Here is a 26,855-nt window from a genome sequence, read left to right as displayed (position 1 = left end):
CAATGGCACACAAGAAGGGCGCATCGTCCACCCGGAACGGTCGCGACTCCAATGCCCAGCGGCTCGGCGTGAAGCGCTTCGGCGGTCAGGTCGTCAACGCTGGTGAGATCCTGGTCCGTCAGCGCGGCACGCACTTCCACCCGGGTTCGGGTGTGGGTCGTGGCGGCGACGACACGCTGTTCGCGCTCCAGCCCGGTGCGGTGGAGTTCGGTACGTTCCGTGGCCGTAAGGTCGTGAACATCGTTCCGGTCGCCTGAAAAGGCTGATCCGGAAGCTTTTCGCGAGGCGGACCTCACTTCCCGGTCGGGAAGGCGGGTCCGCCTTTCGCGTGTTGGTATAGGTAACACCCTGCTCTGTCTTGAGCAGCACCCTTGTCTTTGGAGGCACTACCCATGACCACCTTCGTGGACCGCGTCGAACTGCATGTCGCCGCGGGTAACGGAGGTCACGGCTGTGCCTCCGTCCACCGTGAGAAGTTCAAGCCGCTCGGCGGGCCCGACGGCGGCAACGGCGGGCGCGGCGGCGACGTGATCCTCACGGTCGACCAGTCCGTGACGACGCTCATCGACTACCACCACTCCCCGCACCGCAAGGCCACCAACGGCAAGCCGGGCGAGGGCGGCAACCGCTCCGGCAAGGACGGCCAGGACCTGGTCCTCCCGGTCCCGGACGGCACGGTCGTCCTCGACAAGCACGGCAACGTCCTCGCGGACCTCGTCGGCCACGGCACCTCGTACGTCGCCGCGCAGGGCGGCCGGGGCGGTCTCGGGAACGCGGCGCTGGCGTCGGCCCGCCGCAAGGCGCCCGGGTTCGCGCTGCTGGGGGTGCCGGGGGATCTCGGGGACATCGTCCTGGAGCTGAAGACGGTCGCGGACGTCGCGCTGGTCGGGTACCCGAGTGCGGGCAAGTCCTCGCTGATCTCGGTGCTGTCGGCCGCGAAGCCGAAGATCGCCGACTACCCGTTCACGACCCTGGTCCCCAACCTGGGTGTGGTGACGGCCGGTTCGACCGTCTACACCATCGCGGACGTCCCCGGTCTGATCCCCGGCGCCAGCCAGGGCAAGGGGCTCGGCCTGGAGTTCCTGCGGCACGTCGAGCGGTGCAGTGTCCTCGTGCACGTCCTCGACACGGCGACGCTGGAGTCCGAGCGCGACCCGATCTCCGACCTCGACATCATCGAGGAGGAGCTGCGGCAGTACGGCGGCCTGGGTGGCCGCCCGCGCATCGTCGTCCTGAACAAGACCGACATCCCCGACGGCAAGGACCTCGCGGAGATGGTCCGGCCCGATCTGGAGGCGCGCGGGTACCAGGTCTTCGAGGTGTCCGCCGTCGCGCACCTGGGCCTGCGTGAACTCTCCTTCGCGCTCGCCGAGTTGGTGGGTCAGGCGCGGGCCGCGAAGCCGCTTGAGGAGGCCACCCGGATCGTGATCCGGCCCAAGGCCGTGGACGACGCCGGCTTCACCGTCGTCCAGGAGGAGGACGGTCTCTTCCGGGTCCGGGGCGAGAAGCCCGAACGCTGGGTGCGGCAGACCGACTTCAGCAACGACGAGGCCGTCGGCTACCTCGCCGACCGCCTCAACCGCCTCGGCGTCGAGGACGCGTTGATGAAGAAGGGCGCCCGCGCCGGCGACGGCGTCGCGATCGGGCCCGAGGACAACGCGGTCGTCTTCGACTGGGAGCCGACGGTCATGGCCGGCGCGGAGATGCTGGGCCGACGCGGCGAGGACCACCGCCTCGACGAACCCCGCCCCGCGACGCAGCGCCGCCGCGACAAGCAGGCGGAACGCGACGAGGCGACCCAGGAGTTCGAGGGCTTCGAGCCGTTCTGAGCCACGCCGCTCACCTGAAGAGCCCGCCCACCCTGAACCGGGGAGGGGCGGGCTCGCGTCTTTGCCGGGAGAGCTGAATCCGAGGGGGAGCGTGTGAACCCGTACCTGCTGGCCGTGCCCGTCGCCGCGACGGCGCTGCTCACGCTCGCCATGTGGCGGTGGCTGGAGCTGAGAAGGGAAGGGATGGCGGCTGTCGCGGGTGGCTCTCTCGTCTGCTACTTCTTCATGATCTACATCGAGGGCATCGAGATGGCGCTCATCTTCTCCCTCAGCATGACGGGGATAGCGCTGTGGATGTTCCTCGCCCGGCACGCGCTCGCCGACTACTCCGCGGCGTCGCGTCGTGGCGTTCCGCCGGAGTCGAACTCCATGCCCCGCCGCCACGTGGCCGTCTTCTGGGGCATGCAGATGGTCGTCGTCCCCGTGGCCGCACTGCTCCTGTTCTGAGACCGGGACGACGAAGGGCCCGCCCACCGTCCCGTAGGGAAAGTGGGCGGGCCCTCGCCTCAAGGTGTGTCTCAGGCGACCGGTTCCGGTGAAGCCTCGGGGGTCTTCCGCTTCGTCTCGTGCTCCGTCTCCACAGGAGCCTTCGCCGACGGTTCCGACGTCACAGCCACGGCTTTCGCTCCGCGCCCCCACTTCGGCCGGGCCGCCAGCAGCGGGATCGTCATGATGCCCAGGAACATCGGCGCGAACATGTAGCGGGCCAGGGGTGCCGGGTTGGCGGCGACCACCGTCAGCTGGAGGGCCAGCGGGATGGACAGGATGCCCACCGGAGCCCAGGAGCGCTGGCGGCGGGAGAAGACGTAGAAGACCGCGTACGCGGCGTAGCACCAGAACGCGCCCCGGAAGAGGATCCACTGGAGCTGCGGGGTCTTGCTGGCCTTCCACGTGAAGAACGCGGCGTCGTGGAGGGTGTCGCTGAGGGGGCGGATCTTCAGCTCGTCCCGGTAGGGGCTGTTCGCCATCTCCGGGTTCCAGTCGGCCCAGCCGTACAGGTTCTTCGGCACGGACGGGACGGAGATGAGGGTCTCGCCGTCCAGGTCGGCGGGACCGGGGAAGATGCCCCAGGCGATCTGCGAGCGGCACAGGCGCGCGCCGATCATCTGGTCCGGGGTGCGCTTGAGGACGCGGCCCCACAGGTCGAGCAGCTCGGTGTTGAGCTCGGCCGCCTTCTGGCGGTTCATCGGCTTCTTCATCGCCCAGTCGGCGTTCCAGCAGTTCGCCGCGCGCCCGCCCCAGTGGGACAGCGGCGCGACCTCGGCCATGAGCTTCTTGTCGGCGGCGGTGAACGTCCACGGCGCCTTGCCGTACACGACGGCGATGTCGGCGTAGTTGAGGGCGTACACCTGGTCCTTGGTCGGCGTCTGGACGCCGAGCGCGGGATAGATGACGAGCTGGAGCGCGGCGGAGATGACCGTCGGGACGACGGTCGCGACGAGTATCGCGCGCCGCATCCTCGGTAGCACCAGCAGCAGCACGGGGCAGGCGATGACGGCGACGAGGAGCCCGTTGTTGCGGAACAGCCCCATCATCAGGAACCCGGCGAACAGCACGATCACCTGGTCGCGGAACGCCTTGTCGCGCACGGCCTCGCGCCCCCGCATCCGCCGTACGGTGAGCCGCCCCGCCGCCCCGAACGCGAGGAGCGCGCCGATGACGAACGGGACGTCCTTCCACACGAAGATGGTGAACGTGCCGATGGACGGCAGCACCGCGCAGGCGATGGCCGCGAGCGCGCTCCACTTGCCGGGGACCCCGAAGTGCCGCAGCGTGACGGCGACATAGGCGAGCGCGGCGGCCATGCCGACGGACTGGCCGAACGTCAGCAGCGCCAGGTCACCGGTGAGCTTGATGGAGAGCCATACCAGCCCGTCGTACGCCACGGAGTGGTTGGACATCCAGTGGTTCGTGGTGACGTGCCAGACGTACGAGATGGAGTCGTAGCTCATCCCGCCCGGATAGAAGGCCGCCCACCACAGCAGGAAGACGAACTGCGTGACGGCGTACACCGTCAGGGGCATACGGCGCTTGGCCGGGATGCGCTCCCAGCGTTCTCTCAGGCTGGTCCTCATCGAGGAGACTGTGGGCACTCTCAACGCTCCGTGGCAGGTCGGTCGGGGTGCGCGAGCTCCAGCATCCGGGTGATGACCCGCTCGGCGGCGTGGCCGTCGTCGAGGTCGCAGAACATCTTCCTGAACTCGGTGTACGCGTCCGCGTAGGAGGCGTGGATGCGCTCGATGTCGCCGAGCGCCTCGATGAGTCCGTCGGACGTCTGAAGCAGCGGGCCGGGGGCCTGCCGCTCGAAGTCGAAGTAGAAGCCCCGCAGTTGGTCGCGGTAGTACTCGAGGTCGTACGTGAAGAACAGCATCGGACGGCCGGTGTTGGCGAAGTCGAACATCAGGGACGAGTAGTCCGTGACCAGGATGTCCGTGATCAGGTACAGCTCGGCGATGTCCGGGTAGCTGGAGACGTCGAAGACGAAGCCGTCCCCGGCGCCGGGCACCGCGTCGACGATGTTGGAGTGCTTGCGCACCAGCAGGACGTGGTCCTCGCCGAGCCGCTCGCGGGCCTTCTTCACGTCGACCCGCAGGTCGAACTTGTAGTTGCCGGCCCGGTAGAACTGGTCGTCGCGCCAGGTCGGCGCGTACAGCACGACCTTCTTGCCCTCCGGCAGCCCGATCCGCTCCCGCACCTTGCGCGCGGTGTCCTCGGTCTTCGGCGCGAGCAGGAGGTCGTTGCGCGGGTAGCCCGACTCCAGGATCTCCCCGTCGTACTGGAAGGCCCGCTTCATGATCGGCGTCGAGAAGCGGTTCGGGGAGACGAGGAAGCTCCAGCTCGGCGTCTCCTCGGCGACCTTGGTCAGGTACTTGCGGTCGGCGAACTGGACGCTGTCGATGTCGTGGCCGATGCGCTTGAGGGGGGTGCCGTGCCAGGTCTGCACGATGACCTGGCCCTCACGGCGCCGGATCCAGTGCGGCAGGTGCGTGTTGGTGACGATGTACCGGGAGCGGCCCAGCGCCTCGTACCAGTCGCGGCTCCACCGGCGGATCACCCGGACCCCCTCGGGGATCTGCGCCCGCTTGTCCTCGACGACCCAGATGTGCTCCAACTCGTCACCCCGGCGCACGAGTTCCTCGTACACCGCGCGCGGCGAGTCGGAGTACTGGCGGCCGGAGAACGACGCGTACAGCACGGTGTCCCGCAGCGGCGCGGTGCGCGCGTCGGCGTACACGCCCGTGCGCAGCTCGCGCTGGCGGAACCAGCCGAACTCGTCGGGCAGCAGGTCGGGCGCCGCCTCGATGAGGAGGCGGTCGAAGAAGCGGTGGGTGAGCGCGTAGTCCCGGCCGCGTACGGCGAACCGCAGCGGGAGCGTGCCGAGCGCGGCCGGGGCGACGCGCAGCGGCACCTCCGTACGGCTCTCGGCGGCCCGCGCTGTCAGGTACCAGCGGCCCTGCCTCAGCGGGACCTCGCTGAGGCTGTCCGGGACCGGCAGGAACTCGGCGCGGAAGACACCGTCGACGAGGGTCGCCGGGGCGGAGTGCTCCTCGGAGTGGCGGCTGTGCCGCATGACGATCTCGACGGGCTCGTCCACCGTCACCGGCAGCGCCCCGGCGAGCGTGATCCGCCCCTCGGGGTCCACGGACAGCTCGGTGACCGCGGGCTGCGCGGCCTGCGTGCGCAGCGCGAGGCGGCCCACGCCGTCGTCGGCGACGCAGACCGTGCGCCCGCCCCAGACGGGTTCGCCGTCGACGGGGTACTGGCCGGTGAGGCCGCCCTCCTTCGGCGCGACGGCGACGGGGTGGAAGCGGCCGTCCACCGACACCTCGGCCGTCCACTTGTCGGTGAGGTCCCAGTTGCCGAGGTCCCGGCCGTCGACGGCGAGGTCGGCCAGCGGGACCCGCGCGGTGAACGTCGTGCCGTCGCGCTTGACGTCGTACGCCAGCGTCGCCTGCGTCGAGCCGTGCGTGAGGCGCAGGCCGAGCTTGCCGCCGACCGCCTCGTGGCCCAGCGCGCCGGTCAGCTCCAGGACGCCGTCCTCGACGCGGTGGCCGGTGAGCTTGGCGCGGACGCGCTCGACGCGCAGGTAGATGTGGTCGTCGGTGACGAACGGGACGACCCGTACGTCCTTCTCGACCCAGTACGGCACGGGGCTCTCGGCGCTGCCGCTCTCGCCGGCCTTCAGGCGGGTGCGGCGCACGATGCCCTGCTGGACGGTGGCGACGGTCAGCCGCCACACGCCGTCCCGCCAGCCGCCGCGCGCCTTGAACTTGCGCGGGTCGAGGTCGAGGGAGAACCCGGACCAGTCGTAGTTGTGCAGCGACTGACCGGACGTCTGCGTGGCGCGGGCCGCCTGGACGCGGTTCGGGCGGACCAGGACCGTGCGGCGGCTGCCGTTCTCGCGCAGCATCAGGACGCGCAGCGCCGTCGGCTGGGGGCGCTCGGCGGCCAGGTTGCGGATGTAGGCGTGGCCGGTGATGCGCAGCTTGCCGCCGTCCCAGACGATCTCCTCGGCGCGGGCCCGCGCGGAGAAGTCCGTGTCGACGCGCAGCACCGAACGCGGCACCGCGCCCTTGCCGGACAGCACCGGGTAGTCGGCGAAGTGCTTGAGGCCCTGCCGGACCACCGGGACCGCGCGGCCGGTCTCCCGCTCGTAGGCGAGGAGGTCCATCAGCTCGTCCAGGCGCTTCTCCTGGATGAGGTGGCACTTCAGGCGCAGCGAGACGGGCAGCCGGGGGAAGACCGCCGGGTCGACGCGGCCCAGGAAGCCGGCGGCGCCCGTCATGAACAGGTCGCGGAACTCGTCCCCCGCCTCGTCCAGCACGCCCATGAACAGGGGGAGTTCGTCGGTGATGAAGATCTCGTCGTACCAGCGCTTGTGCGCCGCGTACTTCTCGCCGGGCTGGGAGCCGAGGAAGCGGCTCACCGAGTCGCAGGACCGGATGCGGTCACGGACGTTGACGGGCTCGGTGCGGCGCTGGGTGATCGAGGGGGCGCCGCCGGTGCGCTGGCGCCACAGGTAGACCGGCTCGCCCAGCACGTCGACCGCCTTGGCGAGGAAGTGCGCGGGGAGGGTCACCGGGGCGTCCTCGTAGAGGATGCCGGGGAACTCGAAGTGGTGCTGTTCCCAGAAGGAGCGGCGGAAGACCTTGTTCCACGCCGTGCGGTCGTAGACGAGGTCCTTGTCGCGGGTGATGTGGGTGCGCTCGCGGTCGGTGCGCAGCCGCTTCTGGTGCAGCGGGGAGGTGAGGATCTCGCCGGCCTTCAGCAGGTTGACGTTCCCGCTGGCGAAATCCGACCCGGTCTTGTCGAGGCTGGTGATGAACCGCTCGTACGCGTCCGCCAGGACGATGTCGTCGCTGTCGACGAACGCGATGAACTCCGTGCCGTCGGTGAGGTGGGCGACACCCGTGTTGCGCGCCGGGCCGAGACCCTGGTTCTGCTGCGGGACGACCCGGAAGCGGTCGTCCTTCGCCGCCCATCTCTCCGCGATCGCGAGGCTGCCGTCCGTCGAGCCGTCGTCCACGACGACGGCCTCCCAGTCGGTGAACGTCTGGTCCGCGATCGACTGGAGACATTCGTCGAGGAAGAGTTCCACGTTGTAGACGGGAACGACTACTGACAGACGGGGAGGCATCGGGGTACTGCGCCTTTCTCGGAACTGCGGTGGCGATGACGGACATGACCGGACTCGCCGGCACCGTGGCACTAGCCTCGCACGGGAGGCTCCGGTTCCTGCCCCAGGAAAACGCGCCGTACGACCCGCTCCGCCGCCCGCCCGTCGTCGTACTCGCAGAACCGGCGCCGGAACTCGCCGCGGGCCTTCGCGGACGTGTCGTCGGACCAGCGGCCGGAGCGGAAGACGTCGATGAGGTCGTCACGGGTGGCCACCACCGGACCGGGTGACACGGAGTGGATGTCGAAGTAGGTGCCGCGCGTGGCGCGGTAGACGTCCCAGTCGCTCGCGAACAGGACGATCGGCCGGTCGAGGAGCGCGTAGTCGAACATCAGGGACGAGTAGTCCGTGAGGAGACAGTCCGCGGCGAGGTACAGCTCCTCGACGTTCGGGTGGCCGCTGACGTCGATGACGCCCTCGCTGTTGCCGTGGCCCGTGTCGAGGTTGAAGTAGTGGGCGCGCACCAGGACCGTGAACTCGGCGCCGATGCTGTGCGCGAAGTGCTCGACGTCCAGGAGAGGTTGGGGCGTCGACTGGTAGTCGCGGTGGGTCGGCGCGTACAGGACGACCTTCTCGTCCGGCTCCAGACCGAGCTTCGCGCGGGCCTTCGCGCGGTCCTCGGCGGTCGCGTTCGCGAGGACGTCGTTGCGCGGGTAGCCGTAGTCGAGGGACGTGTACGCGGTGGAGGGGTAGGCGCGGTCCCAGACGGCGGTGGTGAAGCTGTTGGAGGAGACGCTGTAGTCCCAGCGGTCGACCCGGTCCATCAGCAGCCGCATGTCCAACTGGGCGGCGCCCAGCGGGTATTCGACCTGGTCGACACCCATCCGCTTGAGCGGCGTGCCGTGGTGGGTCTGCACGAAGACCTGGCCGCGCCGCTTCACGACCTTCGTCGGGAAGTTGACGTTGTTGACGAAGTACTGCGAGCGCGCCATCGCCCGCCAGAACCCGAACGACCCCGGGTGCACGGTCGGCGTCCCGGCCGGCGGACGGTTGCGCGGGCTCGGCTTCAGCACCCACGTCGGCTTCACGTTCGGCGCCAGCTCGCGCAGCTTCTGGTCGATCGCCGCCGGGTTGCAGGAGTAGTCGGCGTTCCAGTACGCGGCGAACACCGCCGTGTCCTTCTTCACCGGCAGCATCCGCTGCGCCCGGTAGTACGCCATCAGCACGGCCGTCCGCACCGGCTTCTTCAGCTTGCGCGCCGCCCGGTACGCACTGCGCGCGGGCCTGCGCAGCCGGTTCGGCAGCCGGTTCGCGACCCGCCGTACGCCGGACTTGGCGGGCTTCTTCGCGGGGTCCCGGTAACCCGCCGGGCGGTACCGGCGCTCGGCCTCCAGGCGCCGGCCCCGGAACTCGGCGCGGGCGCCCGCCGGGAGCCGGCCCGGCATCCGCTCGATGACACCGAGGTGGAACGCCATCCGCTCGAACAGCGGCCCGCGCCAGCGGTCGAACTCGGGGTGCGCGGCGAGGAACCCGAAGACCAGGTCGTACTGGTCGAACACCTCGAAGTGCTTACGGCTCGCCGACGACAGGATCGACCCCTGCCGCCGCTGCCGGTAGTGCACGCACACCCGGTCGAGCACGGCGATGGACTCGGCGGCGACCAGCACCGGGTACGTCCACGGGGTGTCCTCGTAGTACCCGGTCGGGTACACGAACCCCCACCGCTCGATGAAGTCCCGCCGGTACGCCTTGTTCCAGGCGACCTGGAGCAGTTCGAGCAGCACCGGGTGGTCGTCGAGCGCGAACGCACCGGAGGGCGCGTCGGTGAGCGCCTTGCGTTTGGCGTTCGGCGTGACCCGGCCGTCCCAGTACGTACGGTCGTAGTCGTAGACCAGCAGCTCCGGGTCCCCGGTGTCCTCAAGCCGTCCCGCGATGGCCTGGAGCGACCCCGGCAGCATCACGTCGTCGCTGTCCAGGAAGATCAGGTACTCGCCCCGCGCCCGCTCCATCCCGGCGTTGCGCGCCCGGCCCAGACCGACGTTCTCGGCGAGCTGTACGGCGATCACGCGCGCGTCGGCCGCCGCGTATTCGGACATGATCTCGCCGCACGAGTCCGGCGACGCGTCATTGACCGCGATGACCTCGAAGTCCCCGTACGCCTGCTCCAGCACGGAGTCGAGGCAGTCGCGCAGGTACGCCTCCACGCCGTACGCGGGCACGACGATGCTGAAACGGGGGGACCGGTCTTCGGAGCCAGTGGCAGTCATATGGGGTCAGTAGCTTTCGCGACGGGGGGAGGGGCGAGCCTCGGACTGGAGGACGGGACCCGGCGGAGTGGGGTTCCACGAGTCCCCGGACATCGGGTGCTTCTTTGCGATTCTTCGGCCGAGCCGTTCACTCGGCCCGGGTCAGCGCGTACCCCAGCAGCCTGCGCACCGCGTCCGAGCGGCGCTGGCGCAGGGCGCCCGGCAGCATCGTCAGCGCGTGCAGCCGCATCGACAGGTGACGGCGCGCGGCCTTGGCGGCCTTGTGCCAGCCGTGCGCGTCCAGATCGTCGGCGACCTCGTTGAAGAACCGCACCGCCTCCCCGAACCGCGACCCGGTCGCCGCCTCGGAGGAGGACAGGGACGCGGAGTGGCGGCGGTAGCGGAACGCCGGGGCCGGGTCGACGACGAGGGACTCGCCGCGCCGGATCAGCTCGATGATCAGCGCCAGGTCCTGGATGACGGACAGCTCCTCGCGGAACCCGATCGCCTTCACCGCGTCCGTGCGCCAGCAGATCGACGGGAAGTACAGCCAGTTCCCGCCCAGCAGGTTCGCGGCCAGCGGCTCGCCGGACAGCACCAGGCGCTTGCCGTCACTGGTCTTCGGCGCGTACAGCCGCCGCTTCACCTCGTCGCCGAGCGTCGTCACCGGCTTGCCGTGCTCGTCGATGACCTCGACGCCGGGCTGGTAGATCGCGGCGCCGGGCTCGGCCTCGATCGCCGCGCGCAGCGTCTCGACGTACGTCGGCATCATCAGGTCGTCGCTGCCGAGCATCGTGAAGTGCGTGGCCTCGACGAGGTCCACGCACTTCTGGAAGTTGCGGGTGATGCCGAGGTTGACCTCGTTGCGCAGGTAGCGCACCCGCTCGTCGCCGAGGGAGGCGAACCACTCGGGGACGTCCGGCTCGCGGCCGTCGTCCACGACGGTCAGCCGCCAGTCCTTGTCGGTCTGGTCCAGCACACTCTGCACGGCCGCCTGCATCAGGGCGGTGTCGCCGTAGTGCGGCAGCATGATGTCGATGGTCACGATGCCTGCTTCTCCAGTGCCTTCTGCGCGGCCTTCTTGCGCGCCGGCCCCAGTGCGGAGCGGCGGCTGAACGCCAGCAGCAGGATCATCCCGATCCGGCCCAGGTACATCGTCGCCTTCCACGGCGACTGGCTCGGCGTGCCGGTGGTGCGCGCCCGCATCGCGACCGGCACCTGCTCGACCTTGTACCCGGCGCGCACCACGGCGATCGTCGACTCGACGGTGTCGCCCAGGTACTCCACGGGGTACCAGCGCGCGAACGCGTCGATCAGGTCGGGTCCGCAGGCCCGGAAGCCCGAGGTGACGTCGGTCAGCTTGGTGCGGGCCATCCGCGACAGCCAGAACGCGAGGACGAGCATCGCCCAGCGGCGCGGCCCGCGCGCCTCGTACTCGCCGGTGCCCGCGAACCGGGCGCCCATCACGAGGTCGGCGCCCGCGTCCAGGCGCGCGATCAGCTCCGGGACGTTGCGCGGGTCGTGCTGGCCGTCCGCGTCGACCTGGATGGCGATGTCGTAGCCGCGGTCGTGCGCGAACTTGTAGCCGGCGCGCATCGCGCCGCCCACGCCGAGGTTGTACGGCAGCTTCATGACCGTCGCTCCGGCGCCGCCCGCCACCTTCGCGGTCTCGTCGCCCGAGCCGTCGTCGACCACCAGGATGTCGACCCCCGGCAGCGTCGCGTAGACCTCCTTGACGACGTCGGCGACGCCCTCGGATTCGTTCCACGCGGGCATGATGATCAGGACGCGCTTGCCGTCGATCACTTGAGCCTCCCCGAGTCCCCCGAGGCGACGGTCGTCTCACCCTCGGACAGTTGTTGGCGCAGTTCCTGGACGTCGATGCGCAGCAGCGCGACCTCCTCGGAGAGCGTCCGTCCCTCCTCTTCGAGGTGCCCGACCTCCCAGCTGAGCTGGAGGCAGACGATGAAGAGGAAGGCGACGCCGAGGAAGAGGATGAGGCTCACACCCGAGCGGACCCCGACGTTCCGCGCCACCCAGTCCAGGCCGGAGGGGAAGAAGCCGAGCGGGATGATCACCATGCCGGTGAACACCCACAGGAACGCGTACTTCTCCTTGAGCTTGCGGCGGCGCAGGAGTTCCACGATGCAGAGCACCAGGAAGACGCCGGTGACCGACGTCAGCATCCACAGTTGCATGGCTAGAGGGCCTGTCTACTCTTCCGGAAAGGTGGACGGCCACAGAAGGGGACCGTCGGACTGTGATCCACTGCCCGTCACGGTGACTACCCAGAGTGAGGGGAAGATGGTCACTCTCGTCAGTGCGGCGAACGGTAGCCTACACGAGCTCGAACAACGAGTGACATGAAGGCGACGACAGCGAAAGACCCCGCCGCGTACGCCACCTCCACCCGCGTCCGCAGCTCCAGCGAGCTGAACGTGACCGCCAGCAGCACCGCCGTGCCGACCACCCACGCCAGCAGCTGCTTGCGCGCGCCCCCACTCGTCAGCAGGGCCTGACCGAGCACCATCGCGAGCATGTACAGGGTCGTCCCGAGCGACAGCCACGCGAAGTCGACGGCCGTCAGCACGTCCGGCGCCCCGAACAGCGCGGGCAGCAGCGCCGGGCCCAGCGCGGTCGCGCCGATGCCGCCCGCGACCCCGAGACCGCCGGTGACCGTCGCCGCCCGCAGCAGGAGCCGCCGGTAGCCCGCCCAGTCCTGCTCCGCCGCCGCCGAGGAGAGCCCGGCCAGCAGCGACACCTGGAACGCCCCGAACACGAACAGCGGGACGCGGGCCACCACCAGCGCCGACAGCAGCGCCGCGACCAGGGCGTCGTCGTTCGTGGAGATCAGCTTGGTGCTGATCACCGCGATGTTCACGAGGAGTTGGGCCAGCAGCGTCGAGCCGACCAGCAGGCCCAGGTGCTCGATCAGGTCCCGCCAGTGCGCCGGGGTGCCGTGGTGGCTGCCGCTCAGCACCGGCTTGATCGTCAGCAGCACGGCGATCAGCGGGGCGACCGTGAGGACGGCCGCGAACGCGAACACCGACTTCACGCCGGCCACCGCGAGGATCCCCGGCAGGACGATCCGCAGGGCGCCGTCCAGGCCGAGCTGGGTGCCGTACGCCTGGAAGCGGCCCAGGCCCGCGAGGACGCCGCGCGTGACGTACGCGATGGCGAGCGCGGCGAACGCGCCGCCCAGGGCGAGGACCAGGGCCTCGTCGCCGTGGAAGAAGACGTCCGCGACCTTCTTCGAGAACACCGCGAGCGGCACCAGCACCGCCGCGAGCAGTCCCAGCGACAGCGCGGCGCCGCGCCGCAGCACCGGTGCCACGCCGTCGCCGTGCACGACACGGGACGCCACGAGGCGGGTGATCTCCTGCTCGACCGGGAAGAACAGGCCGAGCCCGATGGACGACACGACCGTCCACAGCACGGAGAAGCTCGCCATGTCGTCGACGTCGAGCGTGTGCCCGGCCGCCGCGAGATGCACGTAGCTGGCGATGCCGAGCAGCGCCGTCCCGGCCCCGACGAACGCGGTGCCGGTCGGCAGGGCGGTGGTGATGCGGTCGAGGAGGCTCACCCGAGGTACTCCGCGAGCTGCTTCTCCCAGTCGGGCTGCACGGCGATCCCGGCCGCCTCCCAGCGGTCGTGCGCGAGGACGCTGTACGCGGGGCGGGGGGCGGGGCGCGGGAACTTCTCGGACGTCGTCGGGCGTACCCGCTCGGGGTCCAGGCCGGCGAACTCGTAGGCGGCGCGCGCCAGGTCGAACCAGGTCGCGGTGGAGGAGGCGGTGCCGTGATAGACCCCGGCGGGAGCGTCGCTCTCACCGAGGGCCGCGATCTGCCGGGCCAGCGCCACCGTCCACGTCGGCTGGCCGCGCTGGTCGTCCACGACCTCGACCGTGTCCCGGGACTCGGCGAGCTTCAGCATCGTCGAGACGAAGTTGCGGCCGTGGGCGCCGTACAGCCACGCCGTCCGCACGACGTACCCGCAGTCCGGCAGCAGCATCTTCACGGCATTCTCACCCACGAGCTTCCCGCGCCCGTAGGCGTTGAGGGGGGCGGTGGGGGAGTCGTGACGGTAGGGCTCGGTGGCGTCGCCGGGGAAGACGTAGTCCGTGGAGACCTGGATGAGCCTGGTGCGGCCGGGCACGCAGGCTTCGGCCAGGACGCGTACGGCTTCGCCGTTCACGCGGGTCGCGGCGGCCTCGTTGGTCTCGGCGCCGTCCACGTCCGTCCACGCCGCCGCGTTGACCACCACGTCATGGCCCTCGACGGCCGCGCGGACCGCCGCCGGGTCGGTGATGTCCAGGTCCGCGCGGGTCAGCGCGGTGACCTCGCCCTTCAGGGTGGCGACGAGGTCCCGGCCGAGCATCCCGCCCGCACCGGTGATCAGCCAGCGCGTCATGCCGGAAGCGCCGCCTTCGCCTTGAGCGGCTCCCACCAGGCGCGGTTGTCGCGGTACCACTGGACGGTCGAGGCGAGACCCTGCTCGAAGGTCACCAGCGGCTCGTAGCCCAGCTCCGTGCGGATCTTCTCGATCGACAGGGAGTAGCGCAGGTCGTGGCCCTTGCGGTCCTCGACGTGCTCGACCATGTCCCAGCCCGCGCCGCAGGCGTCCAGGAGGAGACCGGTCAGCTCCTTGTTGGTCACCTCGGTGCCGCCGCCGATGTGGTAGACCTCACCCGCCCGGCCGCCGCGCAGGACCATCTCGATGCCCCGGCAGTGGTCGGAGACGTGCAGCCAGTCCCGGATGTTCAGGCCCTCGCCGTACAGCGGGACCTTCTTGCCGTCCAGCAGGTTCGTCGTGAACAGCGGGATCATCTTCTCCGGGAAGTGGTACTGCCCGTAGTTGTTCGAGCACCGGGTGACGACGACGTCCATGCCGTGCGTGCGGTGGTAGGACAGGGCCAGCAGGTCGGAGCCCGCCTTCGACGCCGAGTACGGCGAGTTCGGGGCCAGCGGCCAGTCCTCGGTCCAGGAGCCCTCGCTGATCGAGCCGTACACCTCGTCCGTGGAGACGTGCACGAAGCGGGCCACGCCGTGCCGCTTGGCGGCGTCCAGCAGGACCTGCGTGCCCAGCACGTTCGTCGTGACGAACGGGGAGGCGTCCGCGATCGAGCGGTCCACGTGGGACTCGGCCGCGAAGTGCACGACCGCGTCCTGGCCGCGCATCACGTCGTCGACGGTCGCGTAGTCCCGGATGTCGCCGTGGACGAACGTGTAGCCCGCCTCGTCCGCGACCGGGGCCAGGTTCTCCTGGTTGCCGGAGTAGGTCAGGTTGTCCAGGACCGTGACCTGTGCGCCCTCCCCCGAGGGCAGCTCGTTGGAAAGCAGGGCCCGCACGAACTGCGAGCCGATGAAGCCGGCGCCGCCGGTGACAAGAATCCTCATAAGAACCCGCATTCTAGGCCGTGGGGGTCGGGCACTGTTCCACGGCTGTTGGCATCGTGTTTGTTGTGCGCACTGTGCCCGATGAGGCCACCACCGGGACAACCGGGGGTCCCCACCTGCCGTAGGGTGCTTGTCCATGCGTGGAATCCTGCTCGCCGGTGGTACCGGTTCCCGACTGTGGCCGATCACCCGTGCGGTGTCGAAACAGCTCATGCCGGTCTTCGACAAGCCGATGATCTACTACCCGCTGACCACCCTCGTGCTGGCCGGCCTGCGGGACATCCTGATCATCACCGGCCCCGACGAACGACCCCAGTTCGAGCGGCTCCTCGGCGACGGCTCCGACTGGGGCCTCAACATCGAGTTCGCCACGCAGGAGAAGCCGAACGGCATCGCCGAGGCGTTCCTCATCGCCGAGGACTTCATCGGGGACGAGTCCGTCGCGCTGATCCTCGGCGACAACATCTTCCACGGCGTCGGCCTCGACCGGCAGCTCGTGCGCTACGCCGAGCCCGAGGGCGGCGTCGTCTTCGCGCACGCCGTCTCCGACCCGACCGCGTACGGCGTCGTCGACTTCGACGAGGACGGCCGCGCCCGCTCCATCGAGGAGAAGCCGGAGCGGCCGAAGTCCCGGTACGCCGTCCCCGGGCTCTACTTCTACGACAGCCGCGTCGTCGAGATCGCCAAGGGGCTCGCGCCCAGCGCGCGCGGCGAGCTGGAGATCACCGACGTCAACAAGTACTACCTCGACCGGGGCGAACTCCAGGTCTCCGTCCTCGACCGGGGCACCGTCTGGCTCGACACCGGCACCTTCCAGTCCCTCGTCCAGGCATCCGAGTTCGTCCGCGTCGTCGAGGAACGCCAGGGCATGAAGATCGGCTGCATCGAAGAGGCCGCCTGGCGGGCCGGGTTCATCGACGACGACCGGCTGCGTTCCCTCGCCGAACCGCTGCTCAAGAGCGGCTACGGCGACTACCTGCTCGACCTGCTCACGTACGAAGCCTGAGAGCCTCAGATAAGGACCCTGTTTCCATGAAGGTCAACCCCCTTTCCATCGAGGGTGCCTGGGAGTTCGTACCGCAGCAGTTCGGCGACGCCCGGGGCATGTTCATGGAGCTGTACAAGGCCGAGGCGCTGGAGGAGGCGGTCGGCCACGCCCTCGACCTGCGGCAGGCCAACCTCTCCGTCTCGGCGGCCGGAGTCGTGCGCGGCATCCACTTCGCGGACGTGCCGCCGAGCCAGGCGAAGTACGTGACCTGCGTGAAGGGCGCGGTCCTCGACGTCATCGTCGACATCCGCGTCGGCTCCCCGACCTTCGGCAAGTGGGAGGCGGTGCGGCTGGACGACGAGACCCGGGGCGCCGTGTACATCTCGGAGGGCCTGGGCCACGGCTTCTGCGCCCTGACCGAGGGGGCGACAGTCACCTACCTGTGCTCCGAGGGGTACGCGCCGCAGCGGGAGCGGGGGCTGCATCCGCTGGACGCGGAGATCGGCGTGGAGTGGCCGGTGTCCGGCGCGCCGGAGCTGTCGGCGAAGGACGCGGAGGCGCCGACGCTGGCGCAGGCGCTGGAGCTGGGGATCCTGCCGAGGTACGAGGACTGCGTGGCGTACAGGCGGTCGCTGGCTTCGTAGCTGCTCCGGGGCGCGCTGGTGCTTTTAGGGGCGCGGGGAACTGCGCGAGCAACCACAGACGGCCCGCACTCTGAAACGAAAGCGCACCACCCCAATCCCCTCACGTACATTGCGAATCCCAGACGCAGTGAGGACACGCAGGTGACAGCGGCAAGGCAGCGGGTAACAGACGCACACAGGATCGTCGTAAAGGTCGGCTCCTCCTCCCTCACCACCGCCTCCGGCGGCCTGGACGCCGACAGAGTCGATGCCTTGGTCGACGCCCTTGCAAAGACCCGCAGCGGCGGCGAGAAGGAGCTCGTCCTGGTCTCCTCCGGCGCGATCGCGGCGGGCCTGGCCCCGCTGGGACTGCGCCGCCGCCCCAAGGACCTCGCCCGCCAGCAGGCGGCGGCCAGCGTCGGCCAGGGCCTCCTCGTCGCCCGCTACACCGCCTCCTTCGCCCGCCACGGTGTAAGGGTCGGCCAGATCCTCCTCACCAGCGACGACATGAGCCGCCGGGCCCACCACCGCAACGCGTCCCGCACCCTGGACAAGCTCCTCGCGATGGGCGCGTTCCCGATCGTCAACGAGAACGACACGGTCGCCACGGACGAGATCCGCTTCGGCGACAACGACCGGCTCGCGGCCCTGGTCGCCCACCTCGTCCACGCCGACCTCCTCGTCCTCCTCTCGGACGTGGACGGCGTGTACGACGGCGACCCGAGCAAGCCGGGGACGTCGAGGATCGCGGAGGTCCACAGCCCGGCCGACCTCGCGCACGTCGAGATCGGCAGCACCGGCAAGGCGGGGGTCGGCACGGGCGGCATGGCCACCAAGGTCGAGGCGGCCCGCATCGCGGCTGCCGCCGGCATCCCCGTCGTCCTGACCAGTGCCGTCTTCGCGGCGGAGGCGCTGACCGGCGGCGACACCGGTACCTACTTCCACCCCGCCGGGAAGCGCTCCGCCGACCGGCTGCTCTGGCTCCAGCACGCCTCGACCCCCCAGGGCTCGCTGACCCTGGACGACGGCGCGGTCAAGGCGGTCGTGGAGCGCCGCACGTCCCTGCTGCCGGCCGGGATCGCGGCGGTCGAGGGCGACTTCAGCGCCGGGGACCCCGTCGAGCTGCGGGACGCGAGCGGGCGGGCCGTGGCGCGAGGGCTGGTCAACTTCGACGCGAAGGAGATCCCGCAGCTGCTGGGCAGGTCGACGCGGGAGCTGGCGCGGGAGCTGGGGGCGGCGTACGAGCGGGAGGTCGTCCACCGGGACGACCTGGTGGTGCTGGCCCCGTCCTGAGAGGTGTGCCGGGCGGGAACAGGGGCACAGGAGACGGGAACAGGGGCACGGGAGAGCCGTCCGACCGTCGTCTTGTCGTACGAGCGTCATGGCATGCGTTCGAACGGCTCCCGTACCGCCGGGGGACGTTCCGTGAAAGTGCCCCACGGACGGCGGCGGCCTGCTCAACTGTGTTCCAGGTGCAAGCTGTCAAGGAGGCCGTCGTGAGTCGAACGCGCCCCGGGCCGACGGTCCGTGGGGGACTGACCAGCGTCGTGGCGGGTGAGACGTACCAGGAACCGAAGGACCTCCCCCGCCTCTGGCACGTCACCCTCAGCGTCTCCGGCGCGGCCGTCCCGGTGAAGGACCTGCGCCGGGGCCTGGAACAGCTCGCCCACGACCACCCCTTCCTCCTGACCAGCCGCTACGCCCCCGACCACGCGGAGATCCGCTACTGGGAGGAGGCCCGCGACCTCCACGACGCCGCCGCCGTCGCCCTGCGCCTGTGGGGCGAACACCGCCAGACCGCTGGGCTGCCCGCCTGGGAGATCGTCGGCCTGGAGGTCATCAACCGCGAGACCTACCACCAACGGGTGGCGGAGGGCTACGGCCCCCTCCCGGCGACCCCGGTGGGCGTGCACCCGTTCTGAGACCGACCGGCAAATGGAGGGCGGCGTCGCGGGGCTGGGCACGCACTCCCCCAAGCTCTGCGAGCAGGGGGGACCCCCAGCCGCGTTGTCGTCGGTCCCCATGGCTCCGCCATGACTCCCTCCTCCGCCTTGCAGCTGCACGCACCCAGCCCCGCTCCTTCTCCCGCCCTCCATTTGCCGGTCGGTCCGACCCGTCTCGCGGTGTGGACCACGCGCCGGACGCCCTCTCGCGGAGCACTACGCTTTCCCCATGACCACGCTCTCTCCGTACGACGCCATGTCCCCGGTCATCGAGGCCGCCTACCGGGCCAAGGCCGCCGCCGCAGATCTCGCGCCGCTGCCGAGGGCCGTGAAGGACGACGCGCTGCTCGCCATCGCGGACGCGCTGGAGGTGCGCACCGGGGAGATCGTCGAGGCGAACGCGGAGGACGTGGCGCGGGCGCGCGAGGCCGGGACCAGCGAGTCCGTCATCGACCGGCTGACGCTCACGCCCGAGCGCATCCGGGCCATCGCCTCCGACGTGCGGGACGTCGTCGCGCTGCCCGACCCGGTGGGCGAGGTCGTGCGCGGCTCCACGCTGCCCAACGGCATCGACCTGCGCCAGGTGCGCGTGCCCCTCGGCGTCGTCGGCATCATCTACGAGGCCCGGCCCAACGTCACCGTCGACGCCGCCGCCCTGTGCCTCAAGTCCGGCAACGCCGTCCTGCTGCGCGGCTCCAGCTCCGCCCACTCCTCCAACTCCGCCCTCGTCCGGGTCCTGCGCGACGCGGTCGGCGGAGCGGGCCTCCCCGCCGACGCCGTACAGCTCGTGCCCGGCGAAAGCCGGGAGTCCGTACGGGAGTTGATGCGGGCGCGCGGGCTCGTGGACGTACTCATCCCGCGCGGCGGCGCCTCCCTGATCCAGACCGTGGTGTCCGAGTCGACGGTCCCGGTCATCGAGACGGGGACCGGGAACTGCCACGTGTACGTCGACGCGGACGCCGACCTCGACATGGCGATCGGCATCCTCATCAACTCCAAGGCGCAGCGCGTCAGCGTCTGCAACGCCGCCGAGACCCTCCTCGTCCACCAGGACATCGCCCCCGAGTTCCTGCCCCGCGCCCTCGACGCCCTCGCGGAGGCCGGGGTGACCGTGCACGCCGACGAGCGGGTCATGGCGTACGCGAAGGACTCCACCGCGACGGTCGTGGAGGCCACCGCCGACGACTGGGAGACCGAGTACCTGTCGTACGACATCGCCGCGGCCGTCGTCGACTCGCTGGAGAAGGCCGTCGAGCACATCCGGCTGTGGACCTCCGGCCACACCGAGGCGATCGTCACCACCTCCCAGCAGGCCGCGCGCCGCTTCACCCAGTTGGTCGACTCGACGACCGTCGCCGTGAACGCGTCCACCCGGTTCACCGACGGGGGGCAGTTCGGGTTCGGTGCGGAGATCGGCATCTCCACGCAGAAGCTGCACGCCAGGGGGCCGATGGGGCTGCCGGAGCTGACCAGCACGAAGTACATCGTCACCGGGGACGGGCACATCCGCTGACGGTCCGTCCGGTGTGAGACCGGCGTGAGAGGCGTCTCATCGGGTGGTCGAATATTCATACCGTCTGCCCAAACGGACCCCCCAGGTCTACTCTGGAAGCGTGCCGGAGGACGTGGGGGGCACGCCGTTCCCTGACGGCGGACAGCCCGACGACGACCACGACCGCGGGGTGTCGGACGAAGAGTTCGCCTCCGTGGTCTTCGACGAGGCTTTCGTGAAGGCGGCGGTGCACCACGAACCGTCCGCCGTCGAACGCCTCCTGGCCGCCGCCGAGGCGAGAGCCGAGGCCGAGGCGGAGTCCCGCCGCACCAGACCCCGCCCCGAGCGCTACGCCGACGGCTCCCGGCGCGACGCCGACGACCTCGATGACCTGGACGACCCCGAGGTCCTCGACGCGCGCTACGGCGCCCCCGCGTCGTACGGCTTCTACGGGGCGTACGGCAAACAGGTCCGCTGGCACCGGCCCGTCGCCTGGCTCCTCGCCCTCGTCATGGGCATCGGCATGGTCGCGCTCGCCTTCACCGCCGTCTACCGGGGCTCCTCCTCGGGCGGCGGCAGCCGGCAGGCGCCGTCCACGTCCACCGGCGCGGACGCGACGCCGTCCGCTCCGCCGGCCGTCTCGGTGGTCCCGCAGGCGCCGTGAGCGGTTGCTGAGAACCTGTCAGAAGTTGTCCTGCGGCAGGGCGTTTACCCGAGGCTCCTGAGACCTACTCTGAAGGTATGGGCGGGCCTGGAGACCCACCGGAGGGGACACCCGAGGGCACTCCTGCCGGTGGAGAGGACGAGTACCGATCCGTCGTCTTCGACGAGTCGTTCGTCCGCGCTGCCCGGATCCAGGAGTACTCCGCCCAGGAGCGCATCGGCGACCACGCGCCCGCCGTACGGCGCCGGCCTCCGCCCTTACGCCGGGGGCTGACCCGGCAGGTCCTCTTCCTCGCCCTGCTGATCACGATCGCGTTCGGTACGGCCATCTACATGGGGGTCCGCAGTCCCTACCAGTCGCCGGGCGCCCGGCGGGCGGTCGAGCCCCTGCGGATGACCGTCGTGCCGCTCGCCCCGCAGTCCCCCGTACCCGGCGCCGCCGACGCCGGGTACCTCTTCGCGCACAGTCCCGCCGCCGAGTTCAGGACCGGCGCCGACGGGGTCACCCTGCCCGCCGCGCGGCGCACCGCCCACTTCTCCGACAGCCAGGTCGTCACCGCGCTCACCACGGCCAAGGAGTACATCGTCCGCTCGGCGCTGTATCCGGAGGTGATTCTCGGCCAGCAGATCCGCGCGGCCCGGGTGCTGCTCGACTCCGCCCAGCTCGACCAGTTCGACGCCAGCTTCACCCACCCCTCCGCCGACGGCCTCCACGCCCCCACCGGCTGGCTCGTCCGCTTCGACCCCCACCAGGTCGAGCTGGCCGACCCCGGTATCCGGGTCCGCGGCACCCTCGGCGTCGCCGAGACGGACTCCGCGACACTGGAGGTCACGGCGGACCACACCTACGTCTACGCCCTCCGCCCCGCATCGGCGTCCTCGGCCCGGGCCTCCCTGTTCACCGTCCGCCGCGAACTCCACTTCCGCTTCGACCGGGACGATCTGCGCCTGCGCCAGACCCAGCTCCTGGTCTCCTCGGTCCAGGCGGGACCCCTGGCCTGCTCCTCGGACGCGGTCGGCTACCTGCGCCCCCTGCTGGCAGGGCAGACAGCGGGCACGGCGGGCCCCGCAGGGACGGACCCGTACGGGACGGGGACGACGGCGGCGCTGTGCGGGACGCTGGCGGGGGGTGCGCTGCCGAAGGTGTGAGGGGGTCGGCCGGCATCGAGGGCTCTTCGGTCTTGCCCCGCAGAGTTCATGTACATCTAGTACATTGGGTGCATGAGTGATCCGGTGGTTGAATCCATGGCCGAGGTCCGTAGTCACCTCGCTGATGTCATCGATCGTGCTCGCCGGGAGGAGACCCCGACGATCATCACCCGGCGCGGCAAGCAGGAAGCCGTCGTGATCGACATCCAGGAATACCAGCGCTTGCGTGAGGTTGCGGAGAACGCCGAGGAAGCGTGGCTGAACCGTCTGGCCGACGAGGCCGAGTCCGAGGGCGTGCAGGGGTCGGTCTCACTCGAAGAGATGGCCGCCTTGCTCCGTGCCCCTCAAGGGTGACCCCATGGGGTACGTCACACGTTTCACGTCACACGCGCAGCGGGAGATGCTCAAGGTCCCGCGCCTGGACGCCCTCCGCGTCCTGCACCGCCTCGCCGAACTCCAGAAGGCCATGGATGCGGGGGACATCACCGCGTTCGACATCAAAGCGCTTCAGGGGCACAGTGCCCGTTGGCGACTCAGGGTCGGCGACTATCGCGTCGTCTACACCGTCGAGAACGGTCAGCTGATCGTGTGGGTCCTGGCCGTCGGCAACCGCCGGGACGTCTACCGGCAGGTTCCGTAGCCCTCGGGGCATCGGTGGACGTACGCAATCGTGAAGAGGACCCTGTGCCGGCCGTTCGGGAAACGGTCGGCACAGGGCACCCCCGGGGTCCTACTGCTCGTCCCCCTCGGTCTCCGTCTGCGGCCGGTCCTTCGTCGGGGTCGAGGTGCGGTTTCCGCCCCCGAACCCCCGCCGCACCCGGCCGCCCAGGTCGCCCGCGCCGCCGGCGATGTCGGTGACCAGCTTCATCAGCGGGTCCTTCGAGTTCTTGACGTTGGACGCGTAGCTGGCCGCCGACTCGCGGAAGGAGTCGGTGACCGACGTGTCCTTGTCCTGTGTGCGGCGCGGGTAGTGGCCGTCCATGATGCGCTGGTAGTCGCGGGACTCGGCCCACTTCTTCAGCTCGGCCGCGCGGACGGTCGTGAAGGGGTGCGAGCGGGGCAGGACGTTGAGGATCTTGAGGACGGAGTCGCGGAGGTCGCCGCCCTCCTCGTACTCCTCGGCCTGCTTGAGGAACGCGTCGACGTTCATCTCGTGCAGATGGTTGCCGCCCGCGATCTTCATCAGGCCGCGCATGGACGCCTGGAGGTCCTGGCCGACGAGCAACCCGGCGCGGTCGGCGGAGAGTTCGGACTTGCGGAACCACTCGCGCAGCGCCGTCACGATCGCCATGATCGCGAGGTTGCCGAGCGGGATCCAGGCGACCCGGAGCGCGAGGCTCGTCAGGAAGAGCAGGATCGTGCGGTACACGGAGTGGCCGGAGAGCGCGTGGCCCACCTCGTGGCCGACGACCGCCCGCATCTCCTCCTCGTCGAGGAGTTCGACGAGGCCCGTGGTGACGACGATGATCGGCTCGTCGAGACCGATGCACATCGCGTTGGGCTGCGGGTCCTGGTTGACGTACATCGCCGGGACCTTCTCCAGGTCCAGGATGTGACAGGCGTCCCGCAGCATGTCGTTGAGGTGCGCGAACTGCTGCTCCGAGACGCGGACCGAGTCGGAGAGGAAGAGGAGGCGCAGGCTGCGCTCCGGAAGGAGCCCGCTGAGCGCCTTGAACACCGTGTCGAAGCCGCTCAGCTTGCGCAGGGCGACCAGGGCGGAACGGTCGGCGGGGTGTTCGTAGGCACGCGAGGAGATCTCCGGGAATCGCCTGCGCTGCCTGCTGGGCACGTTCTCGTGGCCGCTCTGCTCTTGGCCGTCGTCGGACATGTCGTCCCCCATGTGCGAAGTGGAGTGAGCCGCTTACGGCCCCTTTGCTGACCCTTGTGCGGTCTTTTATGCCCCCGAGGCTGCTGCCAGCCTAGGCGGAGTTACGGTGGACGGGCACTACATCCGAAGGAGTCCCGCACCATGGAGCACACCCCCGCCGCCTGGCTCGCCGCAGCCGCCGCCGACCAGCAGGGGCCGGGGAACCTGCTCCGGATCGTGCTTCTCGTGATGGTCGTGGGCTGTGTGCTGACGGGGTGGTTCCTGCTGCGGGGCTACAAGCGGAAAGACGACTGACGCCCCGCGAAAGTTCCCCGGGCCCCTCGCCCTGTTTCCCGATGGCGGAGTCGGCGTGATCGCCGACGGCCCGTCCCCGTACCATGGGCCGACGTCTTTACTCCGCCCACACCGGATAGGTCCTGACGAAGATGAGCCTTCACAGCACCGCAGTTCAGTTGGTCACCCTCGCCGCCGAGGGCGAGGAGCACGGTGGCAACCACCAGAGCCTGGACCCGCTGGTCACCGGCGGTGCCGCGTTCGGCATCCTGCTGCTCCTGCTGTGGATCACCACCCGCTTCAACCGCGACCGCTGAGACACCCCGGCCGGCCCCTCACCCGGTGCCGGTAGGGTCTGCCGCATGGGAGAGCAGGACATGCCTACCGGCCCGTCGACACCGGGCAAGCGCCGCCTCGGCGTCATGGGCGGGACGTTCGATCCGATCCACCACGGACACCTCGTGGCGGCCAGTGAGGTCGCCGCGGCGTTCCACCTGGACGAGGTCGTGTTCGTCCCGACCGGCCAGCCCTGGCAGAAGAGCCACCGCGCGGTCTCCCCGGCGGAGGACCGCTACCTGATGACGGTCATCGCGACCGCCGAGAACCCCCAGTTCTCGGTGAGCCGGATCGACATGGACCGCGGCGGCCCCACCTACACCGTGGACACCCTGCGCGACCTGCGCGCCCTCAACCCGGACACGGACCTCTTCTTCATCACCGGCGCCGACGCGCTCGCGCAGATCGTCACCTGGCGCGACACGGACGAGCTGTTCGCGCTGGCGCACTTCATCGGCGTGACCCGCGTGGGCTACCACCTCGCCGACCCCGGCCTGCCCGACGGCATCGTCTCCCTCGTCGAGGTCCCCGCGCTCGCCATCTCCTCCACCGACTGCCGCGCGCGCGTCGCGAAGGGGGACCCCGTCTGGTACCTGGTGCCGGACGGCGTCGTGCGCTACATCGACAAGCGCGAGCTGTACCGCGGCGAGTGAGGCGAGCAGGCCGAGAGGGGCACCGGTGAACAACCGTTACGACGCGGACCAGTCGGACGACGAGGAGACCCCGTACGTCGTGGTCGGCTACGACGACTACGGCCGTCCCGTCTACGGCCGCCCCCAGCAACAGGTCCCCCCGCAGCAGCCCTACGACCCGTACGCGGCCCAGCAGACCCAACAGGCCCAGCAACCTCAGCAGCAGGGCCAGGGCTACGACTACGGGTACGGCCAGCAGCCCGCCTACCCCCAGCAGCAGTACGGCCAGCAACAGCCGTACGACCAGCAGGGCTACGGCTACGACGCGTACGGCACCCAGCCCTCGTACGACGCGTACGCCCCGTACGGCCGGACCGCGACGGACGCGGGTCAGGCCGAGGCGCCCGCCACCGCCTACATCCCGCCCCAGCAGTCCACCCCCGTCGAGGAAGAGGCGCCCCCGGCCCCCGTCGAGGACGCCCCCGCACAGGAGGGGCGGGACTACAAGACCGAGCAGTTCGCGTTCGTCGAGGAGCCCACCGCGGACTCCGAGGACGTCATCGACTGGCTCAACTTCACCGAGAACCGCACGGAGCGCCGCGAGGAGGCCAAGCGGCGCGCGAAGAGCCGGCTCGTCGCACTCGTCGTCGTCCTCGCGCTGACCGCCGTCGGCGGCGTCGGCTATCTCGCGTACGCGGGGAAGCTCCCCGGCCTGTCCTCCTCGGACAGCAAGGCCACCGCCACGACCGGCGGCGCCGCGCAGAAGCGGGACGTCGTCGTCGTCCACCTCCACGACACCGCGAAGGGCGGCACCTCCACGCTGCTGCTCGTCGACAACACGACCGCGAAGCGGGGGACGACGGTCCTGCTGCCGAACTCCCTCGTCGTGACCACGGACGACGGGAACAGCACGACGCTCGCGAAGTCCGTGGACGACGACGGCTCGGCGGGCACCCGCGACGCGCTGGACACCGTCCTCGGCACGAACATCGAGGGGACCTGGCGCCTCGACACCCCCTACCTCCAGAACCTCGTCGACTTGGTCGGCGGCATCGAGACCGACACCGACGCGACCGTCCCCGACCCGGCCTCGAAGAAGGGGGAGGCGCTGGTCAACAAAGGGGAGAAGCAGTCGCTCAGCGGCAAGATGGCCGTCGCGTACGCCACGTACCGGGGCGAGGAGGAGACGCAGGACGCGCAGCTCACCCGGTTCGGGCAGGTCGTGCAGGGGGTGCTGCGCAAGATCTCCAGCGACGCGCAGGCCGCGACGATCACCGTCCAGACGCTCGCGCAGATCCTCGACCCGTCCCTCACGGACAAGGATCTCGGCGCCTTCCTCGCGAACCTGGCCTCCCTCGCCAAGGGCGGCGACTACAAGACCGACACCCTCCCGGTCCAGAAGGACGGCACGCTCAGCGCCGAGGCCAGCACCGAGGTCGTCAAGAACGTCCTGGGCGGTACGGCGAAGAGCCCGGACCCCGGCGCGGCCGTCCGCGTCTCCGTGCAGAACGCCACCGGGAAGAAGGCCGACTCCGAGGACGCCCGCGTCGTCCTGCTCAACGGCGGCTTCACCGTCCTCGACGGCGGCACGGTCGCCTCGACCGCTTCCACCTCGTCCGTCACCTACGGCGACGACGCCGAGAAGAACAACGCCACCCAGGTCGCCAAGACCCTGGGCCTGGCCGACAGCGCCGTCAAGAAATCCGCGGCGGCGTCCGGCGGGGACGTCACCGTGATCCTGGGGAAGGACTACAAGCGGTCGGCGTCCTGATGGTCATCGCGTGAGCGCGCTCGGCGGGCCGTGAGACCCTTGAGGGGTAACCGACCGCCTAGGGAAAGC

26 protein-coding genes are annotated in these 26,855 nt (G+C 70.3%); 16 read left to right on the top strand and 10 right to left on the bottom strand.

What is annotated here, in order from left to right; translation table 11 throughout:
- Positions 1-2 precede the first annotated feature (2 nt).
- The 3 genes from rpmA (at position 3) to ACQCO7_RS14150 (ending at position 2,276) form a co-directional block, all read left to right on the top strand.
- Positions 3-257, top strand: coding sequence for a 50S ribosomal protein L27 (gene rpmA / locus ACQCO7_RS14160; RefSeq protein ID WP_040253648.1), 255 nt, complete (start codon positions 3-5; stop codon positions 255-257).
- 135 nt (positions 258-392) lie between these two features.
- Complete coding sequence (gene obgE, locus ACQCO7_RS14155) at positions 393-1,829, top strand: GTPase ObgE (protein WP_010355337.1); 1,437 nt, start codon at positions 393-395, stop codon at positions 1,827-1,829.
- Positions 1,830-1,922: 93 nt separating this feature from the next.
- Complete coding sequence (locus tag ACQCO7_RS14150) at positions 1,923-2,276, top strand: hypothetical protein (protein ID WP_464072168.1); 354 nt, start codon at positions 1,923-1,925, stop codon at positions 2,274-2,276.
- Between the two features lie 71 nt (positions 2,277-2,347).
- Here the strand turns inward: ACQCO7_RS14150 and ACQCO7_RS14145 are convergent, their stop codons facing one another.
- The 9 genes from ACQCO7_RS14145 to rfbB form a co-directional block, all read right to left on the bottom strand.
- Positions 2,348-3,904, bottom strand: coding sequence for a DUF6020 family protein (locus tag ACQCO7_RS14145; RefSeq protein WP_464072167.1), 1,557 nt, complete (start codon positions 3,902-3,904; stop codon positions 2,348-2,350).
- A 20-nt stretch (positions 3,905-3,924) separates the two neighbouring features.
- Positions 3,925-7,467, bottom strand: a complete 3,543-nt coding sequence (locus tag ACQCO7_RS14140; RefSeq protein ID WP_464072166.1) for a bifunctional glycosyltransferase/CDP-glycerol:glycerophosphate glycerophosphotransferase — start codon at positions 7,465-7,467, stop codon at positions 3,925-3,927.
- A 71-nt stretch (positions 7,468-7,538) separates the two neighbouring features.
- The gene (locus ACQCO7_RS14135; protein WP_464072165.1) at positions 7,539-9,713 is read right to left on the bottom strand and encodes a bifunctional glycosyltransferase/CDP-glycerol:glycerophosphate glycerophosphotransferase; all 2,175 of its coding nucleotides are present in this window, start codon (positions 9,711-9,713) and stop codon (positions 7,539-7,541) included.
- A gap of 127 nt (positions 9,714-9,840) precedes the next feature.
- Positions 9,841-10,737 carry a glycosyltransferase family 2 protein gene (locus ACQCO7_RS14130; protein ID WP_464072164.1) on the bottom strand — a complete coding sequence of 299 codons (897 nt, stop codon included), beginning with the start codon at positions 10,735-10,737 and terminating at the stop codon, positions 9,841-9,843.
- A complete protein-coding gene (locus ACQCO7_RS14125) occupies positions 10,734-11,498 on the bottom strand; it encodes a glycosyltransferase family 2 protein (protein ID WP_464072163.1) in 765 nt (254 codons plus the stop codon). Before ACQCO7_RS14125 ends, ACQCO7_RS14130 begins: the two co-directional genes overlap by 4 nt.
- Positions 11,495-11,878, bottom strand: a complete 384-nt coding sequence (locus ACQCO7_RS14120) for a DUF2304 domain-containing protein (RefSeq protein ID WP_464072162.1) — start codon at positions 11,876-11,878, stop codon at positions 11,495-11,497. Before ACQCO7_RS14120 ends, ACQCO7_RS14125 begins: the two co-directional genes overlap by 4 nt.
- A 131-nt stretch (positions 11,879-12,009) precedes the next feature.
- Positions 12,010-13,275 (bottom strand): polysaccharide biosynthesis protein, encoded by a 1,266-nt coding sequence (locus ACQCO7_RS14115; RefSeq protein ID WP_464072161.1) that lies wholly within the window; start codon positions 13,273-13,275, stop codon positions 12,010-12,012.
- Positions 13,272-14,102, bottom strand: a complete 831-nt coding sequence (rfbD, locus tag ACQCO7_RS14110) for a dTDP-4-dehydrorhamnose reductase (RefSeq protein WP_464072160.1) — start codon at positions 14,100-14,102, stop codon at positions 13,272-13,274. Before rfbD ends, ACQCO7_RS14115 begins: the two co-directional genes overlap by 4 nt.
- Positions 14,099-15,088 carry a dTDP-glucose 4,6-dehydratase gene (gene rfbB / locus ACQCO7_RS14105; RefSeq protein WP_464072159.1) on the bottom strand — a complete coding sequence of 330 codons (990 nt, stop codon included), beginning with the start codon at positions 15,086-15,088 and terminating at the stop codon, positions 14,099-14,101. Before rfbB ends, rfbD begins: the two co-directional genes overlap by 4 nt.
- Before the next feature lie 136 nt (positions 15,089-15,224).
- Between rfbB and rfbA the strand changes: the two genes are divergently transcribed.
- The 9 genes from rfbA (at position 15,225) to ACQCO7_RS14060 (ending at position 22,586) form a co-directional block, all read left to right on the top strand.
- On the top strand, positions 15,225-16,094 hold the full coding sequence (rfbA, locus tag ACQCO7_RS14100) for a glucose-1-phosphate thymidylyltransferase RfbA (RefSeq protein ID WP_464072158.1): 870 nt from the start codon (positions 15,225-15,227) through the stop codon (positions 16,092-16,094).
- 26 nt (positions 16,095-16,120) lie between these two features.
- Positions 16,121-16,720 (top strand): dTDP-4-dehydrorhamnose 3,5-epimerase, encoded by a 600-nt coding sequence (gene rfbC / locus ACQCO7_RS14095; RefSeq protein WP_464072157.1) that lies wholly within the window; start codon positions 16,121-16,123, stop codon positions 16,718-16,720.
- A 141-nt stretch (positions 16,721-16,861) separates the two neighbouring features.
- Positions 16,862-17,992 carry a glutamate 5-kinase gene (gene proB / locus ACQCO7_RS14090; protein WP_464072156.1) on the top strand — a complete coding sequence of 377 codons (1,131 nt, stop codon included), beginning with the start codon at positions 16,862-16,864 and terminating at the stop codon, positions 17,990-17,992.
- Between the two features lie 203 nt (positions 17,993-18,195).
- Positions 18,196-18,621, top strand: coding sequence for a hypothetical protein (locus tag ACQCO7_RS14085; protein ID WP_409112640.1), 426 nt, complete (start codon positions 18,196-18,198; stop codon positions 18,619-18,621).
- Between the two features lie 250 nt (positions 18,622-18,871).
- Positions 18,872-20,155: a glutamate-5-semialdehyde dehydrogenase gene (locus ACQCO7_RS14080; RefSeq protein WP_464072155.1), complete on the top strand. Its 1,284-nt coding sequence runs from the start codon at positions 18,872-18,874 to the stop codon at positions 20,153-20,155.
- A 100-nt stretch (positions 20,156-20,255) separates the two neighbouring features.
- Positions 20,256-20,798, top strand: a complete 543-nt coding sequence (locus tag ACQCO7_RS14075) for an SCO2584 family spore wall biosynthesis protein (RefSeq protein ID WP_464072154.1) — start codon at positions 20,256-20,258, stop codon at positions 20,796-20,798.
- 77 nt (positions 20,799-20,875) lie between these two features.
- Positions 20,876-21,946 (top strand): SCO2583 family membrane protein, encoded by a 1,071-nt coding sequence (locus ACQCO7_RS14070; RefSeq protein WP_464072153.1) that lies wholly within the window; start codon positions 20,876-20,878, stop codon positions 21,944-21,946.
- Positions 21,947-22,018: 72 nt separating this feature from the next.
- The gene (locus tag ACQCO7_RS14065) at positions 22,019-22,300 is read left to right on the top strand and encodes a type II toxin-antitoxin system Phd/YefM family antitoxin (RefSeq protein ID WP_464072152.1); all 282 of its coding nucleotides are present in this window, start codon (positions 22,019-22,021) and stop codon (positions 22,298-22,300) included.
- Between the two features lie 4 nt (positions 22,301-22,304).
- Positions 22,305-22,586: a type II toxin-antitoxin system RelE family toxin gene (locus ACQCO7_RS14060; RefSeq protein WP_464072151.1), complete on the top strand. Its 282-nt coding sequence runs from the start codon at positions 22,305-22,307 to the stop codon at positions 22,584-22,586.
- Between the two features lie 90 nt (positions 22,587-22,676).
- On the opposite strand, the gene ACQCO7_RS14055 is transcribed toward ACQCO7_RS14060, so the two are convergent.
- Complete coding sequence (locus tag ACQCO7_RS14055; RefSeq protein ID WP_464077206.1) at positions 22,677-23,774, bottom strand: M48 family metallopeptidase; 1,098 nt, start codon at positions 23,772-23,774, stop codon at positions 22,677-22,679.
- Positions 23,775-23,915: 141 nt separating this feature from the next.
- Here ACQCO7_RS14055 and ACQCO7_RS14050 point away from each other — a divergent pair, with 141 nt between their 5' ends.
- From ACQCO7_RS14050 to ACQCO7_RS14035, 4 genes are all read left to right on the top strand, one after another.
- Positions 23,916-24,068 (top strand): hypothetical protein, encoded by a 153-nt coding sequence (locus ACQCO7_RS14050; RefSeq protein WP_010355358.1) that lies wholly within the window; start codon positions 23,916-23,918, stop codon positions 24,066-24,068.
- 131 nt (positions 24,069-24,199) lie between these two features.
- The gene (locus ACQCO7_RS14045) at positions 24,200-24,364 is read left to right on the top strand and encodes a hypothetical protein (RefSeq protein ID WP_029184090.1); all 165 of its coding nucleotides are present in this window, start codon (positions 24,200-24,202) and stop codon (positions 24,362-24,364) included.
- Positions 24,365-24,409: 45 nt separating this feature from the next.
- Positions 24,410-25,036 carry a nicotinate-nucleotide adenylyltransferase gene (gene nadD / locus ACQCO7_RS14040; RefSeq protein WP_050373599.1) on the top strand — a complete coding sequence of 209 codons (627 nt, stop codon included), beginning with the start codon at positions 24,410-24,412 and terminating at the stop codon, positions 25,034-25,036.
- 25 nt (positions 25,037-25,061) lie between these two features.
- On the top strand, positions 25,062-26,786 hold the full coding sequence (locus ACQCO7_RS14035) for an LCP family protein (protein WP_464072150.1): 1,725 nt from the start codon (positions 25,062-25,064) through the stop codon (positions 26,784-26,786).
- The last annotated feature ends 69 nt before the right edge of the window (positions 26,787-26,855 follow it).

The sequence above is a fragment of the Streptomyces saintjeani genome, from assembly GCF_055409605.1.
Note: the sequence above shows the minus strand (reverse complement) of the source record. Positions and strands in the feature narration are given on the sequence as shown.